This is a genomic window from Frondihabitans peucedani, from assembly GCF_039537585.1.
In the GTDB taxonomy this organism is placed as follows: Bacteria; Actinomycetota; Actinomycetes; order Actinomycetales; family Microbacteriaceae; genus Frondihabitans; species Frondihabitans peucedani.
The window spans coordinates 419112-435371 of the sequence record NZ_BAABAU010000004.1 but is presented as its reverse complement, the minus strand read 5'-3'; the positions used below and the strand labels follow the sequence as shown (position 1 = coordinate 435371).

General features: G+C 71.8%; 18 protein-coding genes. 10 read left to right on the top strand and 8 right to left on the bottom strand.

Translation table 11 applies throughout. The features are described 5' to 3' along the window. Nucleotides 1-200: 200 nt before the first annotated feature. Nucleotides 201-1061 (top strand): thioredoxin-like domain-containing protein, encoded by an 861-nt coding sequence (locus ABD733_RS15455; RefSeq protein WP_344797804.1) that lies wholly within the window; start codon nt 201-203, stop codon nt 1059-1061. A gap of 30 nt (nt 1062-1091) precedes the next feature. Here the strand turns inward: ABD733_RS15455 and ABD733_RS15450 are convergent, their stop codons facing one another. Beyond that, nucleotides 1092-1439, bottom strand: a complete 348-nt coding sequence (locus tag ABD733_RS15450; protein WP_344797802.1) for an MmcQ/YjbR family DNA-binding protein — start codon at nt 1437-1439, stop codon at nt 1092-1094. Nucleotides 1440-1485: 46 nt separating this feature from the next. Here ABD733_RS15450 and ABD733_RS15445 point away from each other — a divergent pair, with 46 nt between their 5' ends. The 4 genes from ABD733_RS15445 to ABD733_RS15430 all read left to right on the top strand — a co-directional run bounded on the left by ABD733_RS15445 (nt 1486) and on the right by ABD733_RS15430 (nt 4512). Then, nucleotides 1486-1833, top strand: coding sequence for a LysR family transcriptional regulator (locus tag ABD733_RS15445; RefSeq protein WP_344797800.1), 348 nt, complete (start codon nt 1486-1488; stop codon nt 1831-1833). A gap of 4 nt (nt 1834-1837) precedes the next feature. Further along, the gene (locus tag ABD733_RS15440) at nt 1838-2326 is read left to right on the top strand and encodes a winged helix-turn-helix transcriptional regulator (RefSeq protein ID WP_344797798.1); all 489 of its coding nucleotides are present in this window, start codon (nt 1838-1840) and stop codon (nt 2324-2326) included. A 115-nt stretch (nt 2327-2441) separates the two neighbouring features. Then, on the top strand, nt 2442-3158 hold the full coding sequence (locus ABD733_RS15435; RefSeq protein WP_344797795.1) for an SDR family oxidoreductase: 717 nt from the start codon (nt 2442-2444) through the stop codon (nt 3156-3158). Nucleotides 3159-3486: 328 nt separating this feature from the next. Continuing rightward, nucleotides 3487-4512 carry a C40 family peptidase gene (locus tag ABD733_RS15430; protein ID WP_344797793.1) on the top strand — a complete coding sequence of 342 codons (1026 nt, stop codon included), beginning with the start codon at nt 3487-3489 and terminating at the stop codon, nt 4510-4512. 172 nt (nt 4513-4684) lie between these two features. On the opposite strand, the gene ABD733_RS15425 is transcribed toward ABD733_RS15430, so the two are convergent. The 3 genes from ABD733_RS15425 to ABD733_RS15415 all read right to left on the bottom strand — a co-directional run bounded on the left by ABD733_RS15425 (nt 4685) and on the right by ABD733_RS15415 (nt 7595). Further along, complete coding sequence (locus tag ABD733_RS15425) at nt 4685-6571, bottom strand: MFS transporter (RefSeq protein ID WP_344797791.1); 1887 nt, start codon at nt 6569-6571, stop codon at nt 4685-4687. 65 nt (nt 6572-6636) lie between these two features. Further along, nucleotides 6637-7215, bottom strand: a complete 579-nt coding sequence (locus ABD733_RS15420) for a PadR family transcriptional regulator (protein WP_344797789.1) — start codon at nt 7213-7215, stop codon at nt 6637-6639. A gap of 38 nt (nt 7216-7253) precedes the next feature. Next, a complete protein-coding gene (locus ABD733_RS15415) occupies nt 7254-7595 on the bottom strand; it encodes an SdpI family protein (protein ID WP_344797787.1) in 342 nt (113 codons plus the stop codon). 38 nt (nt 7596-7633) lie between these two features. On the opposite strand from ABD733_RS15415, the gene ABD733_RS15410 reads away from it, so the two are divergent. Together ABD733_RS15410 and ABD733_RS15405 are read left to right on the top strand one after the other, a co-directional pair. Further along, nucleotides 7634-9118, top strand: a complete 1485-nt coding sequence (locus tag ABD733_RS15410; RefSeq protein ID WP_344797785.1) for a cryptochrome/photolyase family protein — start codon at nt 7634-7636, stop codon at nt 9116-9118. Then, nucleotides 9115-9831 (top strand): YqjF family protein, encoded by a 717-nt coding sequence (locus ABD733_RS15405; protein WP_344797783.1) that lies wholly within the window; start codon nt 9115-9117, stop codon nt 9829-9831. The genes ABD733_RS15410 and ABD733_RS15405 overlap by 4 nt, the downstream gene beginning before the upstream one ends. 18 nt (nt 9832-9849) lie before the next feature. Here ABD733_RS15405 and ABD733_RS15400 read toward each other — a convergent pair whose 3' ends face one another. Beyond that, a complete protein-coding gene (locus ABD733_RS15400; protein ID WP_344797781.1) occupies nt 9850-10893 on the bottom strand; it encodes a glycoside hydrolase family 6 protein in 1044 nt (347 codons plus the stop codon). 135 nt (nt 10894-11028) lie between these two features. Here ABD733_RS15400 and ABD733_RS15395 point away from each other — a divergent pair, with 135 nt between their 5' ends. Next, nucleotides 11029-11931 (top strand): 2-deoxy-5-keto-D-gluconate 6-phosphate aldolase domain-containing protein, encoded by a 903-nt coding sequence (locus tag ABD733_RS15395; RefSeq protein WP_344797779.1) that lies wholly within the window; start codon nt 11029-11031, stop codon nt 11929-11931. 119 nt (nt 11932-12050) lie between these two features. Here the strand turns inward: ABD733_RS15395 and ABD733_RS15390 are convergent, their stop codons facing one another. Continuing rightward, a complete protein-coding gene (locus ABD733_RS15390; RefSeq protein ID WP_344797778.1) occupies nt 12051-13301 on the bottom strand; it encodes a mannosyltransferase family protein in 1251 nt (416 codons plus the stop codon). 65 nt (nt 13302-13366) lie between these two features. On the opposite strand from ABD733_RS15390, the gene ABD733_RS15385 reads away from it, so the two are divergent. Next, complete coding sequence (locus ABD733_RS15385; RefSeq protein ID WP_344797776.1) at nt 13367-13945, top strand: molybdopterin-dependent oxidoreductase; 579 nt, start codon at nt 13367-13369, stop codon at nt 13943-13945. After that, on the top strand, nt 13942-14691 hold the full coding sequence (locus tag ABD733_RS15380; protein ID WP_344797774.1) for an FAD-binding oxidoreductase: 750 nt from the start codon (nt 13942-13944) through the stop codon (nt 14689-14691). Before ABD733_RS15385 ends, ABD733_RS15380 begins: the two co-directional genes overlap by 4 nt. Nucleotides 14692-14698: 7 nt before the next feature. Here ABD733_RS15380 and ABD733_RS15375 read toward each other — a convergent pair whose 3' ends face one another. Both ABD733_RS15375 and ABD733_RS15370 read right to left on the bottom strand, forming a co-directional pair. After that, nucleotides 14699-15730, bottom strand: a complete 1032-nt coding sequence (locus ABD733_RS15375; protein ID WP_344797772.1) for an aldo/keto reductase — start codon at nt 15728-15730, stop codon at nt 14699-14701. 64 nt (nt 15731-15794) lie between these two features. Beyond that, a complete protein-coding gene (locus ABD733_RS15370) occupies nt 15795-16187 on the bottom strand; it encodes a hypothetical protein (RefSeq protein WP_344797770.1) in 393 nt (130 codons plus the stop codon). Nucleotides 16188-16260 lie beyond the last annotated feature (73 nt).

Below are 16260 nucleotides of genomic sequence, written 5' to 3'. Positions count from 1 at the left end.
GTTCTCGCCGCCCGGAGTGCCGAGCAGCCTCCGAGAGGCTACTGCCCCGTCGCTGGACGCCCGGCCAGCGAGCCTGCCCCGACGCCCGGGTCGCAGCCCCACACGCCCCCCGGCCAGCGAGCCTGCCCCCGACGCGCCGGTCGCGCCGCCCGCCCCCGAGCAGGAGCCCGCGCTCAGCCTCGCCCAATAGGTTCGCTCCCGTGGTCTCAAAAGCAGAGCAGGCAGCCAGGCGCCGCGCGAAGGTCGAGGAGTTCCAGAGGCAGCAGGCGGCGACCGAGCGCCGACGCCTCCTCCTGATCCTGGGCGGTGCCGTCGTCACGGTCGCGATCGTCGTCGTGATCTTCGTCAGCACGATCTCGGGCAATGATGCCGCCGGCACGAAGGGCGGCGCGGCTACGAGCGACCAGATCGTCCCCGCCGCGGTCAGTGGATCGAGCACGACGCAGAAGAAGACCGACCGCGCGACCGACGACTCGGGCATCGACGGCGTCCTCGCCTGGGACACCACCGGCTGGCCGGGCGACGGGCAGGATCACGCCGGCGCTCTCGAGCACTCGCACGTCGCCGGGCCGGTGAGCTACGACATCCTGCCGCCCGTCGGCGGTCCGCACGATGCCGTCTGGATGAACGCGGGCGTCTACACGAAGCCGGTCCCCACCGAGCGCGCCGTCCACAACCTGGAGCACGGCGCCGTCTGGATCACCTACGACCCCGACCTGCCGAAGGCCACGGTCGCGAAGCTGACCGCGTTCGTCACCAAGCAGTCGATGATCGACGAGGCCGAGCAGGGCGTCACCGGGCAGGCGAACCGCTACGTCGACCTGAGCCCGTGGGCCGAGGACGATCTCCCGTCGAAGATCGTCATCAGCGCGTGGGGGCACCAGCTCCGCGTCGACAGCGCCACCGACCCGCGGCTCCAGAGGTTCGTCGACACGTTCCGGCACAGCCAGAAGTACACGCCGGAGTACGGCGCGGCCGTCGACGGCATCCCGATCCAGACCGGCGGCCGCCCGGCCACCGACGGCAGCCGCAAGCCGAACCCGGCGGGCTCCGCGCAGTAGCGCCCGCCCCCCTCCCGCCCTCCGGCGGGATCAGGCGACCGGTCGCCGCGCCTTCGGCAGGGTCAGGATCACGAGGCGGTACGACTCCCGGATCAGCTCCTCCACGAGACCCTCCGGCAGCTCCTCGTCGAGCGTCACGGTGATCCAGTGCCTCTTGTTCATGTGGTAGCCGGGAGCGATCGCTCCGTGCTCGCGGACGAGCTCGGCGGCATCCTGCGGATCGCTCTTCACCGTGATCGACGGGTGCGGCGCGTCGAGCGGCAGGAAGGCGAACATCTTGCCGCGCACCTTGTACACGGCGGTCTCGAAGCCGAACGGGTGGGTGAGCTCCGCGGAGGGAAGCTCGCCGCAGAGGTCGAGGGCGGTGTCTTCGTCCATGCGCAGCATCCTGCCGCGCCGGACGCCCGGACGGTACCCTGGCAGGGTGAAGACGAGCCAGCTCCACCACTTCGTGGTCGCCGCCGAAGAGCTGCACTTCCCTCGGGCGGCGCAGCTGCTCGACATCTCGCGCCAGAAGCTCAACTCGTCGATCGCCGCCGTCGAGCTGCAGTACGACAAGCCCCTCTTCGACCGCAGCGCCAGTGAGCCGCGGCTCACCCGCGAGGGTCAGCGCGCCCTCGACGACGCCCGGGCCGAGCTCGCGAAGCCCTCGACGCCGCCCCCCGCGCCGCCCCGGCCCCCGGGCGGGAAGGCCAAGGCCTCCAAGGGGGTCGGCCGCGGCAAGGTGCTGAAGGGCGAGCCGAAGCCGTTCAAGAAGCGTCAAGGGCGCTGACGTCGTGGCCCGCGGCCCTGAGCTGACCCCGGTCGAGCCGTACTGCTCGATCGAGCGGTCGCTGGTGCTGCTGTCCGACCGCTGGGCGTTCCTGATCCTGCGCGAGGTCCTGATGTACGGGGAGTCGCGCTTCCGCGATCTGCAAGACCACCTCGGCATCGCCAGCAACGTGCTCACCGACCGGCTCGACCGGCTGGTCGAGGGCGGGGTGCTCGAGAAGAGGCCGTACCGCGACGCAGGATCCCGGAGCCGTTTCAGCTACCACCCGACGCGGGCCGGCCTCGACCTGAAGATCGTCCTGGGCGCTCTCCAGCAGTGGGGCGACGAGCACGAGCCGCGCGCCGACGGGCCGACCGTCGTCCGGAGGAGGGCTGCCGACGGGGCGCCGGCCTCCGTGGCCTTCGTGGCGGCCGGCGAACCGGTGCCGGTCGACGAGGTGCGGTTCGAGCAGACCGACCAGTATCCGGCGCCGGACCGGACCGCCGCTCCCTGATCTCGACGAGCCGGGCCGATCTCGACGAGCCGGGCTATCTCGACGCCGCGGGAATGTTCTCGTCGCATCTGAGTTGCAACAAGCAAGTCAGACCCGCCAACGAGAGTAGGAACCCATGTCCCAGAGCTTCGAGAACGCAGTCGTCCTGGTCACCGGCGCGAACGGAGGCCTCGGCGAGCAGTTCGTCGCGCAGGCCCTCGCCCGCGGCGCCGCCAAGGTCTACGCCACCGCCCGCACCCCGCGCGACTGGGGCGACGACCGCGTCGTCCCGCTGCGCCTCGACGTCACCGACGTCGCCTCGATCGAGGCGGCCGCCGCTGCCGCCTCCGACACCACGATCCTGGTCAACAACGCCGGCATCACCGACTACAGCCAGAACTCCCTCCTGACCAGCCCGAGCTCGTCCATCCGCGCCCTCTTCGAGACGAACTTCTTCGGGGCCGTGGAGGTCGTCCGCGCCTTCGCGCCCGTGCTCGGAGCCAACGGCGGAGGCGCCCTGATCGACGTGCACTCGGCCCTCAGCTGGATCGGCGTCGGCGGCACCTACTCGGCGACGAAGGCGGCCTTCTGGTCGGCGACGAACTCGTTCCGCCTCGAGCTCGCCGAGCAGGGGACCCTCGTGCAGGGCCTCCACCTCGGCTACACCGCGACCCCCATGACGGTCGGCATCGACGCCCCGATGGGCGACGCCGCCGACGTGGTCCGCGACTCCTACGACGGCGTCGAGTCGGGCGCCTTCGAGGTGCTGGCCGACCAGACGTCGCGCGACGTCAAGGCCGGGCTCTCGGCTCCGATCGAGGCGCTCTACCCGCAGCTGGCCGCGACCGTCTGACACGGCGAGGGCCGAGGGCGCAGGATCGGCGCGCCCTCGGCCCCGGCGGCGGTCTCGGCGCGTCATCCTGCAGGATGACGCGCCGCCCCTCGAAGAGGAGCTTGGACGGTCCCTCGCCTACCCCTTAGGGTGGAGGACGATGCGCGCGACCGAAGACTCCCCAGACGCCCCCGTGGTCCCTCTCGCGACCTCCGCCTCAGCCCCCGATGTGGCTGGTGCGCGTGCGTCGAGTGGTCCCGGATCGGGCGCTCCCGTCTCGGGTCGTCGTCGCGCCGAGGTCGCCTCGGTCGCTTCGTCCTCCGACGCGGCTCCCGCATTCTCCGAGATCGTGAGCCCCCGTCGCGCCGCCCGGGCCGCCCGCGAGGCCGCCGCCGCGGCCGAGCTGTCGTCGGTGCCGAGCGGCGCGCCCGTGTCGCCGGTGGTCGCGCCCGTCGTCGCCCCCATCAAGCCCGCATCCGCAGCAGCACCCGCCACAGCACCTCTGACTCTCACCGGGATCTCCGGCCTCGCCGCCTCCGTACCGACCGCCGCGCCCGGTCGCCGGCAGACCTTCGTCCCCGCCGAGGCTCCGCTCCGGCGCACCGCCGGCCGCTCGACCGCGTCCGCCCCGCGCGGCCGCGCTGCGGCCTCCACCCGCCCGGCCGCTGTGCCTGCGGCGCCGGCGACCCGCGCCGGTCGCGGGCGCGTCTTCGTCGCGGCACGCCGCGTCACGATGCTGACGGTGGTCTGCGGCATCCTGGCCACGAGCATCCTGCCGGTCATCAACGCCTCGCAGAGCAAGGCGTTCGCGTCCGGCACCGGCATCGCGACCACCCCCGCCGTCAAGGGCAGCCAGGGCTACGACGTGGCCTCCGACGTCGACACCTCGGTGTCGTCGCGCGACGGCTACGGTGCGACCTCGGTCGTCGACTACGAGAAGCAGGTCATCGCCAACCGCCAGGCCGAGAAGGGGTCGACCTACACCGGCCCGACGGCCGCGGAGTACGTCGCGCACCCGATCTTCGACCACCTCGACCGCGCCGAGGTGTTCCAGGTGGCCCTGCAGTACCTCGGCACCCCCTACGTCCACGGCGGCGCCGACCCCTCGGCCTTCGACTGCTCGGGCCTCATCATGTTCGTCTACGCGCAGTTCGGCATCTCGCTGCCCCACTACGTCCCCTCGCAAGACGCGATGGGCACGACGATCCCGCAGAGCGAGGCCGTCCCCGGCGACCTGGTCGTCTTCGACAACGAGGCTCACGACGGCATCTACGCCGGCAACGGCATGATCCTCGACGCTCCGAAGCCCGGCGGCTACGTCAGCGTCCGCCCCATCTGGAACCAGGCGCACCACTTCGTGCGCATCGGCGGCTAGCGCGCCGGCTAGCCCTCCGGCTCTCGACCGCGAAGAAGGCTCCCGACCACGAACGTCTGTGGTCGGGAGCCTCTTTCGTGGTCGGAGCGGCTCTTCACCCGCCGAAGCACCCGCCACGACGGAGCGCCCCCCGCCAGCAGGCGAGGGGCGCTCCAGAGGTGTCGCGCGGGCGTCAGGCCTTCGGCTCACCCGAGTCGGGCTCGACCTCGGCGGCGTGCGCCCCGTGGCCGTGCTCCGGCGCCGCGACGTGCGACCCGTGCCCGGCGTGGACCGGCTCCGCGGGGTGCGCAGGATCCGCGGCGTGCGCACCGTGGGTCGGCGCACCGCCGACCTCGGGGCTGGTCGGAGCCTCGGCGGAGGCTCCGCGCGCGCCGACGGGCTCGGCAGGCGCACCACCGACGGCGGGCGTCTGAGCGCCGCCGGCAGTAGGAGCGGCACCGCGCTTCGAACCTGCGGTAGAACCGCCAGCAGAACCGCCGGCAGCACCATCGGCAGCACCGCGAGCACCGCCGCCGGCTCCACCACCGTGCCCGCCGCCCGGCGCACCGACGCGCTTCGGCAGCGCGAACACGAGGGCGAACGCCACGACGGCGAAGATCGCGCTGACCATCATCGCGTGAGCCGCCGCGTTCGTGAATCCGGTGGCGACGTTCTCGGCGGCCTGGCGCTTGACGGCCGCGACGGCTGCCGCGGAGTTCGACGTCGGGGCGCCCGGCTTGTCGATCACGAGCGTGCCGAAGAGCACCGACCCGATGACGGCGATGCCGACCGCGCTGCCGACGCGCTGGATCGCGGCGATGACGGCCGATCCCGATCCTGCGTCGCGACGGTCGACGGTGGCCACGATGAACTGCGCGTTCGGAGCGATGAAGAGGCCGTTGCCGAGGCCGCCGACGAACAGCGGGGCGAGCAGCATCCAGTTGGTGAGCGACGGGCCGTCGACGTTGAGGAAGATCAGCCACATCGAGATGAGCGAGACGGCGACGAGCGCGGTCCCGATGATCAGGACGTTGCGGCCGAGGCGCGACGAGAGGCGGTTGCTCTGCGACGAGCCGAGGATCGAGCCGACCGCGAAGGGGATCGTGACGGCGCCCGACGCGAGGGCCGAGTGCTGCAGACCGCTCTGCCAGAGCAGCGAGATCGTGAAGAAGATGCTGGTGAAGGCCGCGAAGTAGACGAGCGCGAGGATCACGCCGCCGGTGAACTGCGGGTGCTTGAACAGCGACGGCGGGACGAGGGCGCTTCCGCCGCGGCGGGTGAGCCGCACCTCCCAGAGGGCGAACAGCGCGAGCAGGACGACGCCGCCGGCGATGGTGAGGTAGGTCCAGAGCGGCCAGCCCTCATCCTGCCCCTGGATCAGCGGCACGAGCAGGGCGACGAGCGCGCCCGACACCAGGACGACGCCGATCCAGTCGAGCCCGGCGGGCGGACGCGGCTGAGAGGGGTCGCGCTTCGGCAGCAGGATCGCGGCCAGCACCAGGGTGGCCACACCGATCGGCAGGTTCACGTAGAACACGGTGCGCCAGCCGTTGGCGTCGCCGAAGGCCTGGATCAGCAGGCCGCCGACGATCGGGCCGAGGGCCGACGAGACGCCGATGACGCTGCCCATGATCGCGAACGCCTTGCCGCGGGCCTGCGGCGGGAAGAGGAGCTGGATGAAGGCGGTGACCGCGGGCACGTAGATGCCGCCGGCGAGGCCCTGGATCACGCGGAAGATCACGAGCTGCTCGTCGGACTGCGCGATTCCACAGGCGAACGAGGCGGCCGTGAAGAGCGCGATGCCGGTGAAGAAGACCCACTTGTGGCCGACGCGGTCGCCGATGCGGCCGGCGGGGATGAGCGCGAGGCCGAACGCCAGGGCGTACCCCGAGATGATCCAAGACAGGGTCGACTCCGAGGCGTCGAGCGAGGTGCGGATGGTGGGGAGCGCGACGTTGACGATCGTCGTGTCGAGGAGTGCGATGAACATGCCCATCAGGAGCACGATCAGCGCCCGCCAGGCGGTCTTGGGGATCGCGGGGGCGGGCGCTTTGCCTGCCACGGCGGTTGCGTTGGTCATGGTGGTGAAGCCTTTCGTATCGCAGGATGCGACGTGCTGCGAGGTCGGTGCGGGGGAGGTGCGGATCAGGATGCGGCTCGGCCGGAGCCGACCCGCGTGCGCTCGGCGGCGATGATGTCCGGGAGTCTGCGCTGGAGTGTTCGGAGCCAGTCGATCTCCGAGCGGAGCCGGTGCTCACCGTGGGTGATCACGAGCTCCTCGCCGATCGTGAGCCACTGGCGGGCCCTGTCGTTGTTGGCGACCGTCTCGTCGAGCATCCGCTCGAGGGTCGACAGGCGCTCCTGGATAGTACGCGGCAGGTCGTCGAGCCGGTCAGGATCGAGGCGGGCGAAGGCGAGGTCGAACGGGTCCGGCCTGTGGACGACCGCCGCGAGCGTCGCCTGGTGCAGCTCGCGGAGGGCGTCGCGGCCGGCCTCGGTGATCGCGTAGACCTGCCGCTCGGGGAAGTTCCCCTCGCGCTCCACGCGGACCTCGGTCAGCAGCCCGTCCGCCGCGAGTCGCTTGAGGGCGCCGTAGAGCGCGCCCACGCTGATGTCGGTCCAGAGGTGGACGCGCTCCTGCTCCGCCTGGAGGCGCAGCTGGTGACCGTGCATCTCGCCGTAGCGGGCGAACGCGTCGAGCACGAAGAACCGGATGGATGACACCTGACTACTCTCGCACAAGTAGTCAGTGACTGACAAACCTACTCGACGGAGGCCGCGTGCGCGTCGAGAGCGGCGCGGTCGCCGCGCAGGATGCCCCAGGCGACCAGGGCGAACAGCAGCAGGAAGGCGACCACGACGACGCCGACCGACCCGGGCCGGACGAGCGCGACGACACCGCCGGCCACCGCGATCAGCCCGCCGAGGGTGACCGGGAGGAGCGCCGCGGCGTGACCGCTCTGCCAGGCCTCCTGCGACAGGAGGAAGGAGTGCACCCGGATGCCCGCGAACCGGTTCAGACGGACCACACCTCCGGCCGCGAGCACCGTCGTGCCCACCAGGGTGATGGCGAGGACGAACAGGATCACGGCGGCGGCAGTCACGCCGACAAGCCTACTGAGCGACGAGTACCGTTCAGGCCATGAACGATCCCACGAGGTGGCTGTTCGCCGGCCAGCTCGGCTCGGCCTTCGACGACGGGGGCCCGATCCTGCTGATCGAGGCGAAGTCGCTCGTCGCAGGCCGTCCGATCCACCGGGCCAAGGCCCACCTCCTCCTCTCGGCCATCCGGCACCGCGCCCGGGAGCTCGGCGACCGCTGCGAGTACCTGCGGGCCGAGACGTACGACGAGGCTCTGGCGGCGCGCGATCCTGCGCCGGGGGAGAGGCTCGAGGTCGTCGACCCGACCTCCTACGCGGCACGCCGGTACGTGCGTCGGGTGGGCTGTGCGATCCTGCCGTCGCGCGGCTTCATCACGAGCGAGAGCGACTTCCGCGAGTGGGCCGACGGCCGGGCGGGCTCACGCCTGCTGCTGGAGGACTTCTACCGGAGGGTCCGCGAGCGCACGGGTCTGCTGATGGAGGGCGATCAGCCCGTCGGCGGCCAGTGGAACTACGACCACGACAACCGCCAGTCGCCGCCGAAGGGCGCCGTGACGCTCGGGCTGCCCGAGCCGTGGTGGCCGACCGAGGACGACATCGACGAGGAGGTCCGGCAGGATCTCGACCGCTGGCAGTCCGAGGGGAGCGTCACCCTGGTGGGCGCCGACGGCCCTCGCCGCTTCGCGGTGACCGAGGCCGAGGCGAACAGGGCGCTCGACGACTTCGTCGAGTCGCGGCTCGGCGACTTCGGCCCGTTCGAGGACGCCACGCTCACCGGCGACTGGACGATGGCGCACTCGCTTCTCAGCGCTCCCCTCAACCTCGGACTCCTCGACCCGCTCGAGGTCGTCACCCGCGTCGCCGCCGAGCACGCCGCCGGCAACGCGCCGCTGTCGAGCGTCGAGGGCTTCGTGCGGCAGATCGCCGGCTGGCGCGACTACGTCTGGCACCTCTACTGGTACCTCGGCGAGGGGTTCGCCGCGTCGAACAACGCGCTCGCCGCGCACGAGCCCCTGCCCGAGGCCTTCACGACGCTGACGCCCGACGCGATCGAGGAGAACTGCCTGCACCACGCCGTCGACGACGTCCGCGAGCGCGGCTGGGCCCACCACATCCAGCGGCTCATGGTGCTCGGCAACTGGGCGCTGCAGCGCGGCTACGACCCGCACGCCCTCAACGACTGGTTCATCGACATGTTCGTCGACGGGACGCCGTGGGTCATGCCGGCGAACGTCGTGGGCATGTCGCAGCACGCCGACGGCGGGATCGTCGCGACGAAGCCCTATGCGTCCGGCGGTGCCTACATCAACCGCATGACCGACTACTGCGGCGGCTGCCGCTTCTCGCCGAGCAAGCGGCTCGGGCCGGACGCGTGCCCGTTCACCGCGGGCTACTGGGCGTTCCTCGACCGGAACGAGACAGCGCTCCGCAGCAACCACCGGATGGCTCGCTCGCTCTCCGGCCTGCGCGGGCTCTCCGACCGCGAGTCGGTCGTCGCCCAGGAGCGCGAGCGGCCGCCGCTGTGACGAGCGCCCCTGTGTCGCCGCGCGCCGCCCCGCCGCTGCCGCACCACCCGGTGACCTTCCACCGGCAGCGCGACGTGATCCTGCTGCACTGGCGCGTGGAGCCGGGCCTCGTCGCGCCGCTCGTCCCCGCCGGCTGCAGGCCCGAGGTCTTCGACGGGTCGGCGTGGGTCGGGCTCGTCGCCTACGTCTTCGCCGACAGCACCGTCCCGCCGCTGCCGCCGCTCGGTCGGCTCGGCACGATGGTCGAGATCGTGGTCGAGATCCTGACCGTCGACGACCGCGGCCGCCGCGGCATCGCGCACCGCTCCATCGACACGCAGCACCTCCCGGCCGTCGTCGCAGCCCGGCTCGGCATCGGGCTGCCGTACACCCCGGCCCGCGCAGGATCCCGGTGGCTGGGAGACGAGATCGCCTACCGCAGCCGCCGTCGCACCGGGGTCGGCGCGAGGCTGCGGGTGCTGCCCGGCGGCGCGGTCTCGCCCGCGGATCCGCTCCCGGCCTTCCTCACCGAGCGCTGGGGCGTCCACGCCCGGCACCTCGGCCGGACGTCCTGGTGGAGGCTCGAGCACCCGCCCTGGGCCCTCCGGAGCGCCGAGGTCGTCGAGCTGGACGAGACGCTGCTCGCCGCTGCCGGACTCGCGGGTCTGGCGTCGAGGCCGCCCGACTCGGTGCTGTTCACGCCGGGCGGCGACGTCCGGTACTCCCGCGGCTGACGCGCGCGGCGGGGACGGTCAGCCCTGACGGTTCCGCACCAGCTGCTCGGCGTACGACGAGAACCACACGCCCGCGGCCGGTCCGCCGTTGCAGGTGCCGTCGGAGACTCCCGGCGTCTTGATCCAGAGCAGCGCGTCGAGCGCCGTGTCGCCGGAGGTCACGTGCGGCGCCTGCCCGAGGCCGGTGCCGGACGGGTTGCACCAGGTGCCCTTCCAGCCCTGCCCGTTGCGGGAGACGTCGATCACGTAGTGCGCTCCGCCGGTCCGCTCGGACACCTCCGAGGCGAACTCCTTCTCGTCGTCGACGGGGTAGAAGCTCGCGACGTTCGTGAAGAAGCCGCGGGCGTCGGCGATCCCGGCCCGCTTCAGCCGGTCGGCGATGACCGACGGGTCGACCCAGTGGCTGTTGCCCGCGTCGAGGTAGGCCGGGACTCCGGCCGCGGCCAGCTGCTCCACTGCCTTCCTGATGAGCGGGATGCGCGTGTCGGTCTCCTCCGGACAGTTGCTGAGCATGGCGAGCGAGTCGGGCTCGACCATCACGGCGGCGCGGTGCCCCTTCAGCGCGGTGGCGACGGCCTGCGTCCAGCGCGGGTACTCCGAGGCGCTCCAGCCGCCGGCGGAGTAGTCGCCGCAGTCGCGGTGCGGGATCGCGTAGAGCACGAACACCGGGGTGACGCCCTGCTTCTCGGCGGCGCGCACGTTCTGCTTCACGACCTTCGCGACCTCGGTCACGCTGTACTGGTCGCCCAGCCAGATGGCGACCGACGTCGTGGCGATCTCGCGGGCCGCCTCGGCCGCGTCGTCCTTGCCGTCGGCCCGGAGGGTCGAGGCGGCGCGGGCCGCGAGGCTGTCGGGCTGGACGTAGAGGCCGCCGCGGTACAGCTCGCGGTTCGACTCGTTCTGGATCGTCGTCTTCGTCTGGTCCTCCTTCGGCTCGCCGGAGGTGCAGCCGGCCAGGAGCAGCATCGCCGTCGCGGCGACGGCTGCGGCCGCGAGCACGGTGCGGGCAGGACGTCTGCTGCGCGGCTCGCTCGAGCGGAGGTCGGTGCGGCGCTGGGTCATGGTGCCCCGATCGGCGTGGGTGTCAGGTCTGCGTCCCGCATCGCACGCGCGTCTAGTGCATCACGCCCGGCCGGCCGGCCGCAACGTCCCCCGGCCGCCTGGGCGACCCCCATCCTGCGCGAGTACGACGAGAGCATGACAACGACTCTGCTCATCCTCGCCTCCGACCACCGCGACAGCCTGGAGCGCGACCTGTACGAGCTGACGGATCCGCCGACCCCCGCCGAGGCCGCGCGGATCAGCCAGGACAAGCTGACGGTGTACCAGGCCCTGGTCGATGCGGCTCCCGAGCTGCCCGAGGGCGTGCAGGCCGGGATCCTGGTCGACGAGCAGTACGGCGCCGCCGTGGCCGAGCTCGCCTCGCGGAGCGACGGGCTGATCAACCTCTCGATGCCCCTCGAGGCCAGCGGCAAGGAGTGGTTCGAGTTCGCCTACGACGACTGGCAGCAGCACGCGCTGTTCTTCGACGGCGACCACGCGAAGGTCCTGATCCGCGACAACCCGGAGTTCGACGATGCCAAGCGCACCGAGCAGGCCGAGAGGATGACCGCGCTGTCGACCTGGTGCCGCGAGAACCGCCGGCCGCTGATCATCGAGCTCCTCGTCCCCGCCACCGACGCCGACCTCGCCCAGGTCGACGGCGACAAGCACCGCTACGACGACGAGCTCCGGCCCGAGCTGACCCTCCGCGCGATCGAGTACCTGCAGGATCACGGGGCGGATCCTGCGATCTGGAAGGTCGAGGGCATGGACAGCGAGGACGACGCCCGCGCCGTCGCCGAGCTCGCCGTGCGCGACGGGCGGGAGGCCTCCTGCATCGTGCTCGGGCGCCACTCGACCCGCGAGGACCTCGACCGCTGGCTCGAGGCGGCCGCCCCGATCGACGGCTTCACCGGCTTCGCGATCGGCCGGAGCATCTGGTGGGACGCCCTCGTCGATCTCCGGGCCGAGACGATCGACCGCGACGAGGCGCAGCGCAGGATCGCGTCGGAGTACCTGGCCTACGCGCGCGACTTCCTGGGGGCGCGGGGGCAGTAGCCGGTCAGCGTCGGCGGGTGCACGCAGCAGTGGGCGGGTCTCCGGAGACCCGCCCACTCTTGCGAACGCCCGCCCACTCGCCCTCAGCGGAGCAGGAGCGAGCGCACCCCGAGCAGGCCCTACGGCGGCCCCATCAGCCACATGATGACGACGCAGGTGACCTGCAGCGCCATGCCCGACGCGAGGCACAGGCGCCGGATCGCCCGCTGGTGCGTGATGCTGTCGACCGCGACGAGCGGGGCCAGCGGCATGATGAGCCGCGGCAGGCTCTGCTGCGGCAGGAACACCGCGAAGAGGTAGAGCGAGTACGAGGTGAGGAACGCCCGGATGTCGAAGCCGAGCCGCCGGAGCGACGGCTTCCGCATGCCCCAGACGAACAGGGCGACCACGCCCAGCACGACGACGATGCCCAGGAGGCCGAGGTAGCGCACCGCCATCAGGAACCACGGCGACAGCGGCACGAAGTGGTCGGGCGTGTAGCCGATGACGCCCTTCCACCACGACATCTCGGTCTTGAGGTAGGCGTCGCTCCGACCCGTGACCGCGGCTGCGACCAGCGGCCAGGCGAGCCCGGCGGCTGCGATGCCGAACCCGGCGACGATGGCCGTGAAGCGCTCCGCCCTCGGGAACTCGTCGGGGTGCTTCCAGAACCGGTGCACGACGACGATCAGCAGTGCGAGCGCCAGCGCGAGGGCCCCGGGGCGGGTGAACGACGCCAGGATCCCGCACCACATCAGCGTGACGTAGCGCCGCTCCATCAGCGAGAGCAGCCCGGCGAAGAGGAAGAACAGGAACATGCTCTCGGCGTAGCCGACCTCGAGAGTGAAGGCCATGGCGCCGAAGCAGAAGAACGTGGTGCCCCAGATCGCTCCGAGCGGGTCGACGCGCATCGACAGGAACCGGTGCAGGGCGAGAGCGGCCAGCGCGCCGAAGACCGTGGCGACGCCGGCCGCGACGGCGCCCGTGTCCCAGCCGGTGATCTGAGCCAGGATGCGGACGGTCCACGGGAACACGGGCAGGAACGCCCACGCGTTCGGCTGCACGGCGCCGCTCGCGGTCTCGGGAAGGACGTGCGGGTAGCCGTGCTGCGCGATGGTCGTGTAGAACCGGGCGTCCCAGACGTTCAGGAATCCGAAGAAGCCCTTGGTGCCGCCGCCGTCGACGTAGGAGTCCGCGAACTGGCCCGGGTTCGTCGCCGCGATCCGGTAGGTGACGAAGAGCAGGAGCGTGGAGAACACGCGAGACAGGCCGTAGATGACGAGCACCGCACCCCAGGCGGGGAGCCGCTGCGCCGCCTGGAACAGCCGCGACGGCACTCGGGCGGGGTCGGCGAACGCGACCCGGGTCGTCGCGACGTCTCTCTCCAGCACTCCTCATTTTATTCACGCTTGTCTGGGAGGAGTCATCCACCCCAGGATGGAGTCAAGGAGGCACCATGGTCGGATTCACCGGATTCGCGAGCAGACGCCGCGTCGATCCCGCTCTTCCCCCGGGGCAGTACCTCGAGCGCGGCTTCCCCGTGCTCTCGGCGGGGCCCACCCCGAACATCAAGCGCTGGGAGCTGCAGGTCGCGACCGAGAACGGCGCCCGCTCGTTCTCGTGGGACGACTTCCTCGCCCTCCCGCAGGAGGACGTCGCCACCGACATCCACTGCGTCACGAGCTGGTCGAAGCTCGGCACGCACTGGAAGGGCGTCTCGCTCGACACCCTCTTCGACGGCCTCGAGACGTCGCACGAGTTCGCGATGGCCCGCAGCTACGGCGGCTACACGACGAACCTGCCGCTCGCCGACCTGCTCGGCGGGAAGGCCTGGATCGTCCACGCCTTCGAGGGCGAGCCCCTGGCGCCCGACCACGGCGGCCCGGCCCGGCTGTTCGTGCCGCACCTCTACTTCTGGAAGAGCGCGAAGTGGGTGCAGGGCATCCAGACGATGCCGCAGAACACCCCCGGCTTCTGGGAGGGCCTCGGCTACCACGCCCACGGCGACCCGTGGAAGGAGGAGCGCTACTCGTGACGACGGGCTGGCGCTCGGCCGTCTGCGTCGAGACCCGGCTCGAGACGCCCACCGCGAGGAGCATCCGCCTGCGCGTCGACGACCTCGACGAGGTCCTGCCCGGCCAGCACGTCGACATCCGGCTCACCGCCGACGACGGCTACCAGGCCGTGCGCTCCTACTCGCTGTCCGCGGGCCCCGACGGCGGCCCCTTCGGTCGCCCCCTCGCGAGAGACGAGGTCGAGCTCACCGTCGAAGAGCTCGAGGGCGGCGAGGTGTCACCGTATCTCGTCGAGGGCCTCGAGCCGGGCGACCCCGTCGAGATCCGCGGTCCGATCGGCGGCTGGTTCGTCTGGCGCCCGACCGACACCCGGCCGGTGCAGCTCATCGGCGGCGGCTCCGGCGTGGCGCCGCTCATGGCCATGATCCGCGCCCGCGTCGCCGCCGGCCGAGGGCCCGAGTTTCGCCTGCTCTCCTCGGTGCGCACGCCGGAGTCCGTGTACTACCGGGCCGATCTCGACGAGTTCCAGAGCGCAGGATCCCTCCGGCTCGACACGGTCTACACGCGCGAGGCCCCGGCGGGGTCGCCGCGTCCCGCCGGCCGGCTGTCGGCGGCCGACCTCGAGTCGTCCGTCCTCCCGCCGGAGGCCGGCGCCGCGTTCTTCGTCTGCGGCCCGAACGGCTTCGTGGCGCACGTGACGGATCTGCTCACGGCGCTGGGCCACGATCCTGCGCTCGTCAAGACGGAGCGCTTCGGCGGCGCCTGACCCGCCGCTACCGGCCGCCCTCGATCTTCCGGTTGCGCTGGGCCACGCCGGCGGTGCCGTACGGGTAGTCGTCGATCCGCGGCGCGCTCGCGGCCGACAGCGTCTCGACCTCCGAGGCGGTCAGCCCGAGCCCCGAGCCGCCGAGGTTGTCGACGAGCTGCTCGACCGTCCTGGCGCCGAGGATCACGCTCGTGACGGCCGGCTGCTCGAGCAGCCAGGCGATGGCGACCTGCGAGGCCGTGGCGTCGTGATCCTGCGCGATCTTCTGGACCGCGTCGAGGATCTCCCACGTCCGCGGGTCGGAGTTGCGCGCCTCCCAGGCCTCCATGCCGCGCGTGGGGTTCTCGCCGAGGCGCGAGGCTCCGGTGGGGGACTCGTCGCGCTTGTACTTGCCGGTCAGCCAGCCGCCGCCGAGGGGCGACCAGGGCAGGAGGCCGATGCCCGCGTCGAGCGACGCCGGGACGATCTCGTGCTCGATGTCGCGGACCAGGAGGCTGTACTGCGGCTGCAGGGTGACCGGCGGAACGAGGTCGAGGGCCTTCGCCCGGTGGACCGCCTTCGTGAGCTGCCAGCCGAGGTAGTTCGAGAAGCCGTAGTAGCCGATCTTGCCCGCGGAGACCGCGTCGTCGAGGAACCGCAGCGTCTCGTCGATGGGCGTCAGGGCATCCCACGCGTGCATCTGGTAGAGGTCGATGTGCTCGACTCCGAGCCGGGTGAGCGAGGCGTCGAGCGCGCTGCGGAGGTGGCGCCGCGACAGCCCGAGGTCGTTCGGACCCTCGCCCATCGGGAACCGGCCCTTCGTGGCGAGCACGACCTGCTCGGCCTCCGTCGGGTGCGACGAGAGCCAGTGGCCGATGATCGTCTCCGAGACGCCCGACGAGTACACGTCGGCCGTGTCGATGAAGGTGCCGCCGTGCTCCACGAACGTGTCGAGGATGGTGTGGGAGGTGACCTCGTCGGCTTCTGCGCCGAAGGTCATGGTGCCGAGTGTCAGCTCCGACACGATCGTTCCTGAGTTTCCGAGTCGTCTGTAGTCCATGCCGCTCACGCTAGACCGTGAGCGCTCACGCGTCCGGCCGGATGAACCGGTTTTGCGATTCGTCTCAGCGCTTGCGCCGCAACCGGCCGAGCAGCCCGCGGGCGCGGCCGCTGAGCTCGTCGGTGTAGTTGTTCGAGACGGTCATCGACAGGGTGCCGGGGTCGGGCGCCGTCACGAGGTCCGGCAGGATGTCGACGACGTACGCCGCGCGAGCCTCCCGCGTCGACCGGAACGTCAGCCCCAGCTCGCGGGCGTCCGCCGCCAGCAGGCCGAGGGTCTCGTCGTTCGTCACATCGGCGGCGTAGGCGAGGCGCAGGATCCCCGGGCTCGTGATCCCGGCAGCCGCCCACCCGGCCGCGAGGTCGACGAGGCTCCCCGCGGGCAGCAGCCCGAGGATCCGGCCTGCCTCGGCCGTGCGGATCTCCGCCAGCGCCCTCAGCGTGCGGTCGTCTGCCATGGGACAACTCAATCACGCTCGAGCGCCGACCTGATGCATGACATTCGGCGGAGGAGGGCCCCCGATCCGCATG